We start from the raw sequence: 14,668 nt of genomic DNA, 5'->3' as shown, positions 1-14,668 counted from the left end.
GGCGTTTTCCGGGCCGGATACAACTGCCGGTTATGTGGCCCTTTGTGCCAAAGCCGCGGGCAAATTGCCAGGGGGTGCCGGATGCCCGGAGTTTGGCTACGCTCTAGCAGGATCTGCAAGGGAGCCTGGTATGGGCCATTGGTTGGTGATCGACCTGGAAGCCACCACCGACGATGGTGGGTGGCCGGTCACAGAGATGGAAGTCATTGAAATCGGCGCAAGCCTGGTTACCCGCGAAGGCCGCGAGGTAGACCACTTCCAGCGCTTCGTCAAGCCTCGGCGGCGGCCGCAGTTGACCCCGTTCTGCCGCGAGCTGACCCACATCAGCCAGGCCAGCGTGGACAGTGCCGCATCGTTCCGCGAGGTGTGGGCAAGCTTCGAGCGCTGGCTCGGGCACCACCGTGGGCAGCTTCAGGCCTGGGTCAGCTGGGGCGACTACGACCGCCAGCAGCTGCATCAGGAATGGCAGCAGCATGGGCTGGACAGCCTGCTGCGGACCCTGCCGCACATCAACCTCAAGCAACGCTTCGCCAAGGCTCGCCACCTGCAGCGCCCCACCGGCCTGAACGGTGCCCTGCAGCTGGCCGGCATGCACTTTTGCGGGCAGCAGCACCGGGCTCTGGAAGATGCGCGCAATACCGCGCGACTGCTGCCGTTGAGCCTGCCTGCGGGGGCAACCTGAAAGCAGATGACGGGGCCCGTGGGCTTGGGCATACTGGCCAGCCCTTTTCATCCCCCCTTTTCAGGAGTCGCCCATGTTCCAGGTCAACGAGTACTTCAACGGCACCGTCAAGTCGATCGCATTCGCGGGCGAAGAAGGCCCGGCCACTGTCGGTGTGATGGCCCCGGGCGAATACGAGTTCGGCACTGCCAAGCGCGAGATCATGCATGTGGTTTCGGGTGCGCTGACCGTGAAACTGCCAGGTAGCGACAACTGGGAAACCTTCAAGGCGGGCGACAAGTTCAACGTGCCGGCGGACAGCAAGTTCCAGTTGCAGGTGAAGGTGGATACCGCTTACCTGTGCGAGTACCGCGACTAAGCGTCAGCCTGGTCCGGCCTCTTCGCGGGTAAACCCGCTCCCACAGTTACTGCACAGTTTTCAGATCCTGTGGTGAACCTGTGGGAGCGGGCTCACCCGCGAAGAACCCGGCACTAACCCTTCAGGAATGCTGCAACCTTCTCAGCCGCCGCCTGCAAATGCTGCTCGTGGCTGAACCCCGAGGCCTTAAGCGGCTTCAGGTCATGGTCCCCCGCCACTAGCCAGCTCACCTCGATCGCCGGCGACAACGCATACCCTGCCACCGCCTCGCGGTTACCCAGCGCATCCCGCTCGCCCTGCACGATCAAGGTCGGCGTCTTCAATTCGGCCAGGTGCTCGACCCGTGGCTTCTCCGGTTTGCCCACCGCATAGAACGGATAGCCCAGGCACACCAGTGCATCAGCCCCCAACTCATCGGCCAGCAGGCTGGCCATGCGCCCGCCCATGGACTTGCCCCCCACCGCCAGCTTGCCCGTGACCAAAGGTCGCACCTGCCGGTACACCTCGCGCCAGCACTCCAGCAACACCTTCTGTGGGTTCGGCGGCCGCTTGCCGCCGGTAACCCGGCGCTCGGCCATGTACGGGAACTCGAAGCGCACTACCGCCACCCCAAGCGCCGCAAGCCTTTGCGCCATTTCGTCCATGAACCCGCTGTCCATCGGTGCACCTGCGCCATGGGCCAGGATCAGGCAACCCTTGTAGCCGTCCTGGCCCTGAACGTGCGGAGGATCGCAGCGCAAGCCTGGGACATTTCCGACCTTCGCCCATTGATCCCCGTCAATACCGGCACTTTGCCCATTAATCATGCTTGCCTCGCTGTAAAGCCTGCCAAATAACCGTGGATGGGAACCCATACATGAACACAACCAGCAGTACCGCCTATAACTACAAGGTGGTCCGCCAATTCGCCATCATGACGGTGGTGTGGGGAATCGTCGGGATGGGGCTCGGCGTCTTCATCGCCGCCCAGCTCGCCTGGCCTTCCCTCAACTTCGACCTCCCCTGGACCAGCTTCGGCCGCCTGCGTCCCCTGCATACCAATGCGGTGATCTTCGCCTTTGGCGGCTGTGCGCTGTTCGCCACCTCCTATTATTCGGTGCAACGCACCTGCCAGACCACCCTGTTTGCACCAGGCCTGGCCGCGTTCACCTTCTGGGGCTGGCAACTGGTGATCCTGCTGGCGGCCATCAGCCTGCCGCTGGGCTACACCAGCTCCAAGGAATACGCCGAACTGGAATGGCCGATCGACATCCTGATCACCATCGTCTGGGTGAGCTACGCCATCGTGTTCTTCGGCACGCTGATGAAACGCAACACCAAGCACATCTATGTCGGTAACTGGTTCTTCGGCGCCTTCATCCTCACCGTGGCGATGCTGCACGTCGTCAACAACCTGGAACTGCCGGTCAGCCTGACCAAGTCCTACTCGGTCTATGCCGGCGCTACCGATGCCATGGTGCAGTGGTGGTATGGCCACAACGCGGTGGGCTTCTTCCTGACCGCGGGCTTCCTGGGGATGATGTACTACTACGTGCCCAAGCAGGCCGAACGCCCGGTTTATTCCTATCGCCTGTCGATCGTGCACTTCTGGGCGCTGATCACCCTGTACATCTGGGCCGGTCCGCACCACCTGCACTACACCGCCCTGCCTGACTGGGCCCAGTCGCTGGGCATGGTGATGTCGCTGATCCTGCTGGCACCCAGCTGGGGCGGCATGATCAACGGCATGATGACCCTGTCCGGTGCCTGGCACAAACTGCGCAGCGACCCGATCCTGCGTTTCCTGGTGGTGTCGCTGGCGTTCTACGGCATGTCCACCTTCGAAGGCCCGATGATGGCCATCAAGACGGTCAACGCCCTGTCCCACTACACCGACTGGACCATCGGCCACGTGCACGCCGGCGCCCTCGGCTGGGTGGCGATGATCTCGATCGGCGCGCTGTACCACACCATCCCGAAAGTGTTCGGCAAAGAGCGCATGTACAGCATCGGCCTGATCAACGCGCACTTCTGGCTGGCCACCATCGGCACCGTGCTGTACATCGCCTCGATGTGGGTCAACGGTATCGCCCAGGGCCTGATGTGGCGCGCGGTCAACAGTGACGGCACGCTCACCTACTCGTTCGTGGAAACCCTGGTGGCCAGCCACCCAGGCTTCATCGTGCGCTTCGTCGGTGGTGCGATCTTCCTCAGCGGCATGTTCCTGATGGCCTGGAACACATGGCGCACCGTGCGTTCGCCGGCGCTCGATGTCGCCCCTGCGAACGCCCAGCTGGCTTGAGGAGACCTGCCTGATGAAACATGAAGTCATCGAGAAAAACGTCGGCCTGCTGGCCCTGCTGATGGTGTTTGCCGTCAGTATCGGCGGCCTGACCCAGATCGTCCCGCTGTTCTTCCAGGACGTCACCAACAAACCGGTGGAAGGCATGAAGCCCTACACCGCACTGCAACTGGAAGGCCGCGACATCTACATCCGCGAAGGCTGCGTAGGCTGCCACTCGCAGATGATCCGCCCGTTCCGCGCCGAAACCGAGCGCTATGGCCACTACTCGGTGGCCGGTGAAAGCGTGTGGGACCACCCGTTCCTGTGGGGTTCCAAGCGCACCGGGCCGGACCTGGCCCGGGTCGGTGGCCGTTACTCGGACGACTGGCACCGTGCGCACCTGTACAACCCGCGCAACGTGGTCCCGGAGTCGAAGATGCCGTCGTACCCGTGGCTGGTCGCCCAGCAGGTCGACAATAGCTACACCGACACCAAGATGCGCACCCTGCGCAGCCTGGGCGTGCCCTACACCGACGCCGACATCGCCGGGGCCCGCGACGCGGTCAAGGGCAAGACCGAGATGGACGCCCTGGTGGCCTACCTGCAGGTGCTCGGCACCGCGATCAAGAACAAGAGGTGAGTGCGATGGAAATGGACATCGGCATGATCCGCGGCCTGGGTACCCTGGTGGTGATGATCGCCTTCATCGGCCTCACCCTGTGGGTATTCAACCGCCGCCGCGACCATGATTTCGCCGAAGCGCGCCTGCTGCCCTTCGTCGACGACCGCCTGCCCTCTGCCGGACAGGAACCTGCTGCAAAAAGGAGTAACGGGCAATGACCACCTTCTGGAGTACGTACATCTGCGTACTGACCATCGGTAGCCTGATTGGCCTGACCTGGCTGTTGCTCGCCACCCGCAAGGGCCAGAGCAACACCACCGACCAGACCATGGGCCACAGCTTCGACGGCATCGAGGAATACGACAACCCGCTGCCCAAGTGGTGGTTCTGGCTGTTCGTCGGCACCCTGGTGTTCTCGGTCGGCTACCTGATCCTCTACCCGGGCCTGGGCAACTGGAAGGGCATCCTGCCAGGCTATGAAAACGGCTGGACCGGCGCCAACGAATGGCAGAAGGAAATGGACAAGGCCGACGCAAAATTCGGCCCGATCTTCGCCAAGTATGCTGCCATGCCCGTGGAAGAAGTGGCAAAGGACCCGCAGGCGCTGAAAATGGGCAGCCGCCTGTTTGCCTCCAACTGCTCGGTATGCCACGGCTCGGACGCCAAGGGTGCCTACGGCTTCCCCAACCTCACCGACAAGGACTGGCGCTGGGGCGGCGAGGCGGAAACCATCAAGGCTTCCATCATGAACGGCCGCCACGGCGTGATGCCGGCCTGGGCCGAAGTGATCGGCGAGCAGGGCGTGGCGGATGTGGCCGCGTTCGTGCTCACCGACCTCGCTGGCCGCACCCTGCCGGAAGGGGTCAAGGCCGACCCGGCCAAGGGCAAGGAGATCTTCGCCGGCAACTGCGTGGCCTGCCACGGGCCTGAAGGCAAGGGCACTCCGGCCATGGGTGCGCCAGACCTGACCCACCCGCAGGCGTTCATCTACGGTTCGAGCTTTGCCCAGTTGCAACAGACCATCCGCTATGGTCGCCAGGGGCAGATGCCGGCGCAGGCCGAGATCCAGGGCAACGACAAGGTGCACCTGCTGGCGGCGTATGTGTATAGCCTGTCGCAGGATCAAGCTTCGCCAGACCTGACAGCCAAGTAACACCCATTCGCGGCGGTTCGGCGTCCCGACTCGCCCGCTCCCACAGGTCAACCACAGATTTCAAGTATTGTGGTGAACCTGTGGGAGCGGGCAAGCCCGCGAAGGGCTGCAAAGCAGCCCCTCTCCCTGCTCTACCCCTCCTTGCACCCCCTCCGAACAGAACTAAGCTTGTTGCCTCAGTGGGCCTCGCTCCGAAAGGTCCGAAGCAGACGCGGCGCGTAGCCTGTTGCCGTCCCGATAAAAAGCTTGACCGATCGATCAGAAAAAGACGAAAAACGGTACACATTACAAATATTTATTTGTGTACAATCGCCAGAACCCGATTACTGCGGGACATCAGTGAACGGGCTCGGGCACGGGTCGGCGTACCAAAGTTGCGTTGCGGTAACCCCAGTGGTTATCAATACTGGCGCCGATTTTTCGACCAACAAGAACATCAAAACCGTGGAACCTTAGCAATGAGCACAGCAATCAGTCCGACTGCTTATAACTATAAGGTCGTCCGCCAGTTCGCCATCATGACGGTGGTCTGGGGGATCCTTGGCATGGGCCTCGGCGTCTTCATCGCCTCGCAGCTGGTATGGCCGCAACTGAACCTGGACCTGCCCTGGACCAGCTTCGGCCGCCTGCGCCCGCTGCACACCAACCTGGTGATCTTCGCCTTCGGGGGCTGTGCGCTGTTCGGCACCAGCTACTACGTGGTGCAGCGCACCTGTCAGACCCGGCTGATCTCCGACAGCATGGCCGCCTTCACCTTCTGGGGTTGGCAGGCGGTGATCGTCGGCGCGCTGATCACCCTGCCGATGGGCTACACCACCACCAAGGAATACGCCGAGCTCGAGTGGCCGCTGGCGATCCTGCTGGCCATCGTCTGGGTCACCTACGGGCTGGTGTTCTTCGGCACCATCGTCAAGCGCAAGACCAAGCACATCTATGTCGGCAACTGGTTCTACGGCGCCTTCATCGTGGTTACCGCGATGCTGCACATCGTCAACCACATCTCGCTGCCGGTAAGCCTGTTCAAGTCGTACTCGGCCTACTCCGGCGCTACCGACGCGATGATCCAGTGGTGGTACGGCCACAACGCCGTGGGCTTCTTCCTCACCACCGGCTTCCTGGGGATGATGTACTACTTCGTACCCAAGCAGGCCGAACGCCCGATCTACTCGTATCGCCTGTCGATCGTGCACTTCTGGGCACTGATCACCCTGTACATCTGGGCCGGCCCGCACCACCTGCACTACACCGCCCTGCCTGACTGGGCACAGTCGCTGGGCATGGTGATGTCGATCATCCTGCTGGCACCCAGCTGGGGGGGCATGATCAACGGCATGATGACCCTGTCCGGTGCCTGGCACAAACTGCGCACCGACCCGATCCTGCGCTTCCTGGTGGTGTCGCTGGCGTTCTACGGCATGTCCACCTTCGAAGGCCCGATGATGGCCATCAAGACCGTGAACTCGCTGTCGCACTACACCGACTGGACCATCGGCCACGTCCACGCCGGCGCCCTCGGCTGGGTGGCGATGATCTCGATCGGCGCCGTGTACCACATGATCCCGAAACTCTACGGTCGCGAGCAGATGCACAGCATCGGCCTGATCAACGCGCACTTCTGGCTGGCCACCATCGGCACTGTGCTGTACATCGCCTCGATGTGGGTAAACGGCATCACCCAAGGCCTGATGTGGCGCGCCATCAACGATGACGGCACCCTCACCTACTCCTTCGTCGAAGCCCTGCAGGCAAGCCACCCTGGCTATATCGTCCGCGCCCTGGGCGGTGCGTTCTTCGCCACCGGCATGCTGCTGATGGCCTACAACGTGTTCCGTACCGTACGTGCCGCCAACCCGGCACAGGCTGAGGAAGCCGCCAAGATCGTCGTCGTGGGAGCGCACTGATGAAGCATGAAGCCGTCGAGAAGAACATAGGCCTGCTGGCCTTCTTCATGGTCATCGCCGTGAGCGTCGGTGGCCTGACCCAGATCGTCCCGCTGTTTTTCCAGGACGTCACCAACAAACCCGTGGAAGGCATGAAGCCGCGCACCGCGCTGGAACTGGAAGGCCGCGATATCTACATCCGCGAAGGCTGCGTGGGCTGCCACTCGCAGATGGTCCGCCCGTTCCGCGCCGAAACCGAGCGCTATGGCCACTACTCGGTGGCCGGTGAAAGCGTGTGGGACCACCCGTTCCTGTGGGGCTCCAAGCGCACCGGGCCGGACCTGGCCCGGGTCGGTGGCCGCTACTCCGATGACTGGCACCGTGCACACCTGTACAACCCGCGCAACGTGGTACCGGAATCGAAGATGCCGTCGTACCCATGGCTGGTCGAGCACAAGCTCGACGGCAAGGACACCGCGAAGAAGATGGAAGTACTGCGCACCCTCGGCGTGCCGTACACCGACGCCGACATCGCCGGGGCCCGCGACGCGGTCAAGGGCAAGACCGAAATGGACGCCATCGTCGCGTACCTGCAGGGTCTTGGCACCATCATCAAGAGCAAACGGTGACGCTGATGGATATCGGGATGATTCGCGGCCTGGGCACCGTCGTGGTGATGGTGGCTTTCGTGGGCCTGGCGCTGTGGGTGTTCAACCCACGGCGTAAAAAGGACTTCGACGAAGCCACCCAACTGCCCTTCGCGGATGACCCCGAGGCCTGCCGCCACGTCGAGCAAGAGCACGCAAAAGCTTCTGGGAGCAAAAAACAATGACAACCTTCTGGAGTCTGTACGTTACCGTCCTGACCCTGGGCACCATCTTCTCGTTGACCTGGCTGCTGCTGTCGACCCGCAAGGGCCAGCGCGAAGAGGTCACCGACGAAACCGTCGGGCATGCCTTCGATGGCATCGAGGAGTACGACAACCCGCTGCCGAAATGGTGGTTCTGGCTGTTCGTCGGCACCATCGTCTTCGCCCTCGGCTACCTGGTGCTGTACCCGGGCCTGGGCAACTGGAAAGGCATCCTGCCGGGCTACTCGTACCTGGATAACGACAAGCAGACCGAGTTCTCCAACGGCCAGCCGGGCTGGACTGGCGTGCACGAGTGGGAAAAGGAAATGGCCAAGGCCGACGCCCGCTTCGGGCCGATCTTCGCCAAGTTCGCGGCCATGCCCATCACTGAGGTGGCCAAGGACCCGCAGGCCCTGAAGATGGGCGCGCGGCTGTTCGCTTCCAACTGCTCGGTGTGCCACGGCTCCGACGCCAAGGGTGCCTTCGGCTTCCCTAACCTCACCGACAACGACTGGCGCTGGGGCGGCGAGCCGGACACCATCAAGACCACCATCATGGGCGGCCGCCACGGCGTGATGCCGGCCTGGGCCGAGGTGATCGGTGACCAGGGCGTGGCCGACGTGGCCGCGTTCGTGGTCAGCAAGCTCGATGGCCGTACCCTGCCAGAAGGCGTGAAAGCCGATGCCGAGAACGGGCAGAAGATCTTCGCCGCCAACTGCGTGGCCTGCCACGGGCCCGAGGGCAAGGGTACGCCGGCCATGGGCGCGCCAAACCTGACCCATCCGCAGGCGTTCATCTACGGTTCGAGCTTTGCGCAACTGCAGCAGACCATCCGCTATGGCCGCCAGGGGCAGATGCCGGCCCAGGAGCAGTTGCAGGGGAATGACAAGGTGCACTTGCTGGCGGCTTATGTGTACAGCCTGTCGCATCAGGCGGAGCCGGCCAAGGCTGAGTAAACAGGCCCGGCCTCTTCGCGGGTAAACCCGCTCCCACAGGCACTGCGCTCGCGTCAGAATCTGTGCGGTACCTGTGGGAGCGGGTTCACCCGCGAAGAGGCCGGTACTGAAAACACATTTGTTGCAGGCTCCATGACCTGGATCAATTGACACCTGCCATAACACGATTCGTGCCACGAACCCAACGCGACTAAAGGTCGCAGTGCAGCCCCATACCGCCATCAGCGGCGTATCATGGGCCGCAGAGCGCTAGCAGATTGCGCGAGACTGCGGCCGGCACGCACTGGCTGCGGCGTTTCTCCACTGCCGTGGGACTTGATGATGAGCAAGCAAATTCCGGTACATGACGTCACCCCGCCTGCCAACAAAGGGAAGGATTCCGTCGACCTCTACGCCTCCCGGGAAAAGATCTACACCCGTGCCTTCACCGGCCTGTTCCGACGCCTGCGCATGGTCGGCGGGGCAGTGCTGTTCCTGCTGTACTTCGGCACCGTGTGGCTGAACTGGGGCGGCCACCAGGCCGTGTGGTGGAACCTGCCCGAGCGCAAGTTCTACATCTTCGGCGCCACCATCTGGCCGCAAGACTTCATTCTGCTTTCAGGCATCCTCATCGTTGCTGCCTTCGGCCTGTTCTTCATCACCGTGTTCGCCGGCCGGGTGTGGTGCGGCTACACCTGCCCGCAAAGCGTGTGGACATGGATTTTCATGTGGTGCGAAAAGGTCACCGAGGGCGACCGCAACCAGCGCATGAAGCTCGACAAAGCCCCCATGAGCGGCAACAAGTTCCTGCGCAAGTTCGCCAAGCACAGCCTGTGGCTGCTGATCGGTTTCGTCACCGGCATGACCTTCGTCGGCTATTTCTCGCCGATCCGTGAACTGGCCACCGAATTCTTTACCGGTCAGGCCGACGGCTGGGCCTACTTCTGGGTCGGCTTCTTCACCCTCGCCACCTACGGCAACGCCGGCTGGCTGCGCGAGCAGGTGTGCGTGTACATGTGCCCCTACGCGCGCTTCCAGAGCGTGATGTTCGACAAGGACACGCTGATCGTTTCCTACGACCCGCGCCGTGGCGAAACCCGCGGCCCGCGCAAAAAGGACCTGGACTACAAGGCTGCGGGCCTGGGCGACTGCATCGACTGCACCATGTGCGTGCAGGTCTGCCCCACCGGCATCGACATCCGTGACGGCCTGCAGATCGAGTGCATCGGCTGCGCCGCGTGCATCGACGCCTGTGACAACATCATGGACAAGATGAACTACCCCAAAGGGCTGATCAGCTACACCACCGAACACAACCTGTCCGGGCAGAAGACCCACCTGCTGCGCCCGCGGCTGATCGGTTACGCCGTGGTACTGCTGGTGATGATGGTCGGCCTGGCCACCGCCTTCGCCACCCGTTCGCTGGTCGGTTTCGACGTCAGCAAGGACCGTGTGCTGTACCGCGAGAACGCCCAGGGGCGGATCGAGAACGTGTACAGCCTGAAGGTGATGAACAAGGACCAGCGTGACCACGTCTACGTGCTGGACGCCACTGGCCTGCCGGACCTGAAGCTTGAAGGCCAGCGCGAGATCCGCGTGGACGCTGGTGATATCGTCAGCCTGCCGGTGCAACTGTCGGTCGCGCCCGAGAAACTGCCGTCGACCACCAACGAAATCACCTTCATCCTCAAGAGCGCCGATGACAGCGACGCCCAGGTTGAAGCCAAGAGCCGTTTCATCGGCCCACAGATCCGCTAAGAGAGATAACCACCAATGCCTGCCACCGCCGCCAGCCCCTGGTACAAGCACCTCTGGCCCTGGATCATCATCGGTATCCTCGCCACCTCGGTGTGCCTGAGCCTGACCATGGTCAGCATCGCCGTGCACAACCCGGACAACCTGGTGAACGACAATTACTACGAGGCCGGCAAGGGCATCAACCGCTCGCTGGACCGAGAACTGCTGGCACAGAACCTGGGCCTGAAGGCCGGCGTGCACCTGGACGAGCTGACCGGCGAAGTGGACGTGCGCCTGGCCGGCAACAGCGACCCGCAGAGCCTGGAGCTGAACCTGATTTCGCCGACCCAGCCGGAGAAAGACCGCAAGGTGCTGCTGAGCAGGGTCGAGGCAGGGCGCTATGTGGGGCAACTGGAGGACAAGGTCGACGGGCGCCGTTTCGTTGAGCTGCTGGGTAGCGAAGGTGGCCAGGTGTGGCGCTTGTTCGAGGAAGAAAAGGTGGAGCATGGTGTGACCTTGCAGCTGGGTGATGAAGCGCTCCAGGGGGCCGAGCACCGATAAACGCACCTCCGCCGCTCCTTGTGGGAGCGGGTTTACCCGCGAAGGCGTCAGACCTGAAAGCATCATCGCCGGATCTGACGCTTTCGCGGGTGAACCCGCTCCCACAGGCACCGTGCCCAACCAGCCGATTTGTGTAAGGCAAATGATGTGATGACCCAGCCCACCCCCTGCTACCACTGCGCCCTGCCCGTCCCCGCTGGCAGCCGCTTCACCGCTGTGGTCCTTGGTGAGCCCCGGCAGTTCTGCTGCCCCGGCTGCCAGGCGGTGGCCGAATCGATCGTTGCCGGTGGCCTGGAGCACTACTACCAGCACCGCAGCGACAACAGCGCCAACCCCGAGGCCCTGCCCAATCAGCTACAGGACGAACTGGCCCTCTACGACCGCAGCGACGTACAGCAAACCTTCGTGCGCCATGCCGGCGATCTGGCCGAAGCTACCCTGCTGGTCGAAGGCATCAGCTGCGCCGCCTGCGGCTGGCTGATCGAAAAGCACCTGCGCAACCTGCCCGGTGTTGCCGAAGCACGCCTGAACCTGTCCAACCACCGCCTGTTGCTGAACTGGGATGACAAGCTACTGCCACTCTCGCGCCTGCTCGCCGAGCTGCGCCAGATCGGCTACGCCGCCCACCCCTACCAGCCCGACCAGGCCACCGAGCAACTGGCCCGCGAGAACCGCAGCGCCCTGCGCCGCCTGGGCGTGGCCGGGCTGCTGTGGTTTCAGGCGATGATGGCAACCATGGCCACCTGGCCGGAATTCAACATCGACCTGTCGCCCGAACTGCACACCATCCTGCGCTGGGTGGCGCTGTTCCTCACCATCCCCATCGTGTTCTACAGCTGCGCACCGTTCTTCAAGGGCGCGGCACGCGACCTGCGCACCCGCCACCTGACCATGGACGTTTCGGTGTCGCTGGCCATTGGCCTGGCCTTCGGCGCGGGCATCTGGACCGCCATCACCGGCAGCGGCGAGCTGTATTTCGACACCGTGGGCATGTTTGCGCTGTTCCTGCTCACTGGCCGCTACCTGGAGCGCCGCGCCCGCGAACGCACCGCCGCGGCCACTGCGCAGCTGGTCAACCTGCTGCCGGCCTCGTGCCTGCGCCTGGACTCCCACGGCCGCAGCGAGCGCATTCTGCTCAGCGAACTGCAGTGCGGTGACACGGTACAGGTGCTGCCAGGCGCAGTAATCCCCGCCGACGGGCGCATCGTCGAAGGCCGCTCCAGCGTCGATGAATCGCTGCTGACCGGTGAATACCTGCCGCAACCACGCCGAGTCGGCGAGCGGGTTACCGGCGGCACCCTGAATGTCGAAAGCACCCTGAACGTGGAAGTGGAAGCCCTCGGCCACGACTCGCGGTTGTCGGCCATTGTCCGCCTGCTGGAACGCGCCCAGACCGAGAAACCACGCCTGGCCGAAATCGCCGACCGGGCCTCGCAGTGGTTCCTGCTGTTCTCGCTGCTGGCCGCCGCAGCCATCGGCCTGTGGTGGTGGCACCTGGACCCGGCGCGGGCGTTCTGGATCGTACTGGCCATGCTGGTAGCGACCTGCCCTTGCGCGCTGTCCCTGGCCACGCCAACGGCGCTTACTGCTGCCACCGGCACCTTGCACAAGCTCGGCCTGCTGGTGACCCGCGGCCATGTGCTGGAAGGCCTGAACCAGATCGACACGGTGATTTTCGACAAGACCGGCACCCTGACCGAAGGCCGCCTGACCTTGCGCAGCATCCGCCCGCTCGGCAGCCTGCCCGCCGACCGCTGCCTGGCCTTGGCCGCGGCGCTGGAAAACCGCTCCGAACACCCCATCGCCCGTGCCTTCGGCCGCACCGCCACGCCTGCTGACGATGTGCAGAGCGTACCTGGCCTGGGCCTGGAAGGGCTGGTCGAAGGCCAGCAACTGCGCATTGGCCAGGCCACCTTCGTCTGTGCCCTGAGCGGCGCGGAAATCCCCAGTGTGCCGGAGCCACGCGGACAGTGGCTGCTGCTGGGCGACCGCCAGGGCCCGCTGGCCTGGTTTGGCCTGGACGACCGCCTGCGCGACGATGCCCCTGCCCTGCTGGCAGCCTGCAAGGCCCGTGGCTGGCGCACGCTGCTGCTGTCCGGCGACAGCTCGCCGATGGTTGCCGAAGTGGCCGCACAGCTGGGCATCGACCAGGCCATCGGCGGCCTGCGCCCGGACGACAAACTGGACCGGCTGAAGGCGTTGCAGGCAGCCGGGCACAAGGTGCTGATGCTGGGCGACGGGGTCAACGACGTGCCGGTGCTGGCCGCCGCCGACATCAGCATCGCCATGGGCAGCGCCACCGACCTGGCCAAGACCAGCGCCGACGCCGTGCTGCTGTCCAACCGCCTGCAGGCGCTGGTACAGGCCTTCGAACTGGCCCGCCGCACCCGCCGCAACATCCTCGAGAACCTGCTGTGGGCGACCCTGTATAATGGCCTGATGTTGCCGTTTGCCGCGCTCGGCTGGATCACCCCGGTATGGGCAGCCATCGGCATGTCGGTCAGTTCACTGATCGTGGTGCTCAACGCCCTGCGCCTGACCCGCCTGCCCTTGGCATCGGGCTTGCCAACGAATGAAGCGCCCCTGCCTGGGAGGAAGTCACCATGCCCGCCCTCTACGTCATGATCCCCGCAGCCCTGCTGCTGGTCGGCGTGGCCGTGTACATCTTCTTCTGGGCGGTGGACAGTGGCCAGTACGACGACCTGGAAAGCCCGGCCCACAGCATCCTGTTCGACGACCAGGACCCGCGCCACCAGGCGGCGGTGAAGCCTGACGACAGCCAGGCCGACACCGACAAGGAACCCCCACCCCGTGCCTGACCTGCTGCCCCTGCTGGGCTCGGCGATGATCCTCGGCCTGCTCGGCGGCGGCCACTGCCTGGGCATGTGCGGCGGCCTGATGGGCGCGCTGACCCTTGCCATCCCACCCGAACAGCGTGGCCGGCGTTTGCGCCTGCTGCTGGCTTACAACCTTGGGCGCATTCTCAGTTATGCCTGTGCCGGCCTGCTGCTGGGCCTGGCCGGCTGGGCCGTGGCCAGCAGCCCGGCGGCGCTGGCACTGCGGGTGGTGGCGGCGCTGCTGTTGATCGCCATGGGGCTGTACCTGGCCGGCTGGTGGAGCGGGCTGACCCGCATCGAGGCGCTGGGCCGGGGGTTGTGGCGGCATATCCAGCCAGTGGCGTCGCGCTTGCTGCCAGTGTCCAGCCTGCCCCGCGCGTTGCTGCTGGGGTCGCTGTGGGGCTGGCTGCCATGCGGCCTGGTGTACAGCACCTTGCTGTGGGCAGCCAGCCAAGGCAATGCCGGGTACAGCGCGGCGCTGATGCTGGCGTTCGGCGTAGGGACCTGGCCGGTGCTGCTGGCTACCGGATTAGCCGCGGAGCGGGTAAACATTTTGTTGAAAAGACGCAGTGTGCGGGTGGCTGGCGGGGTGCTGGTGATGCTGTTTGGTATCTGGACCATGCCTGGACCGCACCAGCATTGGTTGATGGGGCATTGATCGGGGCCGCTTTGCGACCCTTCGCGGGCAAGCCCACGAAGGGCTGCAGAGCAGCCCCAATGCCCTTGATACAAATCAACACAGATTCCTACAGACGGCCATAGACTCCGGGGCACTGCTGCTCTTTCCGGG

At 64.0% G+C, this 14,668-nt stretch carries 16 protein-coding genes; 15 read left to right on the top strand and 1 reads right to left on the bottom strand.

The genetic code is table 11. The annotated features are described in order from the left end of the window. Positions 1-130 precede the first annotated feature (130 nt). Both ACIQYU_RS08035 and ACIQYU_RS08030 read left to right on the top strand, forming a co-directional pair. Positions 131-682, top strand: coding sequence for an exonuclease domain-containing protein (locus ACIQYU_RS08035; protein WP_207830033.1), 552 nt, complete (start codon positions 131-133; stop codon positions 680-682). 73 nt (positions 683-755) lie between these two features. Continuing rightward, positions 756-1,040 (top strand): pyrimidine/purine nucleoside phosphorylase, encoded by a 285-nt coding sequence (locus ACIQYU_RS08030; RefSeq protein ID WP_003259920.1) that lies wholly within the window; start codon positions 756-758, stop codon positions 1,038-1,040. Positions 1,041-1,153: 113 nt separating this feature from the next. On the opposite strand, the gene ACIQYU_RS08025 is transcribed toward ACIQYU_RS08030, so the two are convergent. After that, positions 1,154-1,846 carry an alpha/beta family hydrolase gene (locus tag ACIQYU_RS08025; RefSeq protein WP_243434064.1) on the bottom strand — a complete coding sequence of 231 codons (693 nt, stop codon included), beginning with the start codon at positions 1,844-1,846 and terminating at the stop codon, positions 1,154-1,156. A gap of 50 nt (positions 1,847-1,896) precedes the next feature. Between ACIQYU_RS08025 and ccoN (ACIQYU_RS08020) the strand changes: the two genes are divergently transcribed. The 13 genes from ccoN (ACIQYU_RS08020) (at position 1,897) to ACIQYU_RS07960 (ending at position 14,536) form a co-directional block, all read left to right on the top strand. After that, a complete protein-coding gene (ccoN, locus tag ACIQYU_RS08020; RefSeq protein ID WP_233693699.1) occupies positions 1,897-3,321 on the top strand; it encodes a cytochrome-c oxidase, cbb3-type subunit I in 1,425 nt (474 codons plus the stop codon). Positions 3,322-3,334: 13 nt separating this feature from the next. Continuing rightward, positions 3,335-3,943 carry a cytochrome-c oxidase, cbb3-type subunit II gene (ccoO, locus tag ACIQYU_RS08015; RefSeq protein WP_233686969.1) on the top strand — a complete coding sequence of 203 codons (609 nt, stop codon included), beginning with the start codon at positions 3,335-3,337 and terminating at the stop codon, positions 3,941-3,943. 5 nt (positions 3,944-3,948) lie between these two features. Continuing rightward, complete coding sequence (locus tag ACIQYU_RS08010) at positions 3,949-4,143, top strand: CcoQ/FixQ family Cbb3-type cytochrome c oxidase assembly chaperone (protein ID WP_063912756.1); 195 nt, start codon at positions 3,949-3,951, stop codon at positions 4,141-4,143. Then, positions 4,140-5,078 carry a cytochrome-c oxidase, cbb3-type subunit III gene (ccoP, locus tag ACIQYU_RS08005; RefSeq protein ID WP_207830027.1) on the top strand — a complete coding sequence of 313 codons (939 nt, stop codon included), beginning with the start codon at positions 4,140-4,142 and terminating at the stop codon, positions 5,076-5,078. Before ACIQYU_RS08010 ends, ccoP (ACIQYU_RS08005) begins: the two co-directional genes overlap by 4 nt. A 458-nt stretch (positions 5,079-5,536) precedes the next feature. Continuing rightward, the gene (gene ccoN, locus ACIQYU_RS08000; RefSeq protein ID WP_063912758.1) at positions 5,537-6,979 is read left to right on the top strand and encodes a cytochrome-c oxidase, cbb3-type subunit I; all 1,443 of its coding nucleotides are present in this window, start codon (positions 5,537-5,539) and stop codon (positions 6,977-6,979) included. After that, a complete protein-coding gene (gene ccoO / locus ACIQYU_RS07995; protein ID WP_207830025.1) occupies positions 6,979-7,587 on the top strand; it encodes a cytochrome-c oxidase, cbb3-type subunit II in 609 nt (202 codons plus the stop codon). Before ccoN (ACIQYU_RS08000) ends, ccoO (ACIQYU_RS07995) begins: the two co-directional genes overlap by 1 nt. Positions 7,588-7,592: 5 nt before the next feature. Further along, positions 7,593-7,790 carry a CcoQ/FixQ family Cbb3-type cytochrome c oxidase assembly chaperone gene (locus ACIQYU_RS07990; RefSeq protein ID WP_015271138.1) on the top strand — a complete coding sequence of 66 codons (198 nt, stop codon included), beginning with the start codon at positions 7,593-7,595 and terminating at the stop codon, positions 7,788-7,790. Further along, complete coding sequence (gene ccoP, locus ACIQYU_RS07985) at positions 7,787-8,764, top strand: cytochrome-c oxidase, cbb3-type subunit III (protein ID WP_233686970.1); 978 nt, start codon at positions 7,787-7,789, stop codon at positions 8,762-8,764. The genes ACIQYU_RS07990 and ccoP (ACIQYU_RS07985) overlap by 4 nt, the downstream gene beginning before the upstream one ends. A 321-nt stretch (positions 8,765-9,085) precedes the next feature. Then, positions 9,086-10,501, top strand: a complete 1,416-nt coding sequence (gene ccoG, locus ACIQYU_RS07980) for a cytochrome c oxidase accessory protein CcoG (protein ID WP_207830021.1) — start codon at positions 9,086-9,088, stop codon at positions 10,499-10,501. 15 nt (positions 10,502-10,516) lie between these two features. After that, on the top strand, positions 10,517-11,041 hold the full coding sequence (locus tag ACIQYU_RS07975; protein WP_207830018.1) for a FixH family protein: 525 nt from the start codon (positions 10,517-10,519) through the stop codon (positions 11,039-11,041). 150 nt (positions 11,042-11,191) lie between these two features. Beyond that, complete coding sequence (locus tag ACIQYU_RS07970; protein WP_233686971.1) at positions 11,192-13,666, top strand: heavy metal translocating P-type ATPase; 2,475 nt, start codon at positions 11,192-11,194, stop codon at positions 13,664-13,666. After that, entirely contained in the window at positions 13,645-13,860 is a 216-nt protein-coding gene (gene ccoS, locus ACIQYU_RS07965) for a cbb3-type cytochrome oxidase assembly protein CcoS (RefSeq protein WP_087499884.1), read from the top strand. Before ACIQYU_RS07970 ends, ccoS begins: the two co-directional genes overlap by 22 nt. Beyond that, positions 13,853-14,536 carry a sulfite exporter TauE/SafE family protein gene (locus ACIQYU_RS07960; protein WP_207830012.1) on the top strand — a complete coding sequence of 228 codons (684 nt, stop codon included), beginning with the start codon at positions 13,853-13,855 and terminating at the stop codon, positions 14,534-14,536. Before ccoS ends, ACIQYU_RS07960 begins: the two co-directional genes overlap by 8 nt. Positions 14,537-14,668 lie beyond the last annotated feature (132 nt).

The organism is Pseudomonas sp. NPDC096925 (assembly GCF_044762545.1).
In the GTDB taxonomy this organism is placed as follows: Bacteria; Pseudomonadota; Gammaproteobacteria; order Pseudomonadales; family Pseudomonadaceae; genus Aquipseudomonas.
The sequence above is the reverse complement of the archived record's forward strand: the minus strand, read 5'-3'. Positions and strand labels throughout refer to the sequence as shown.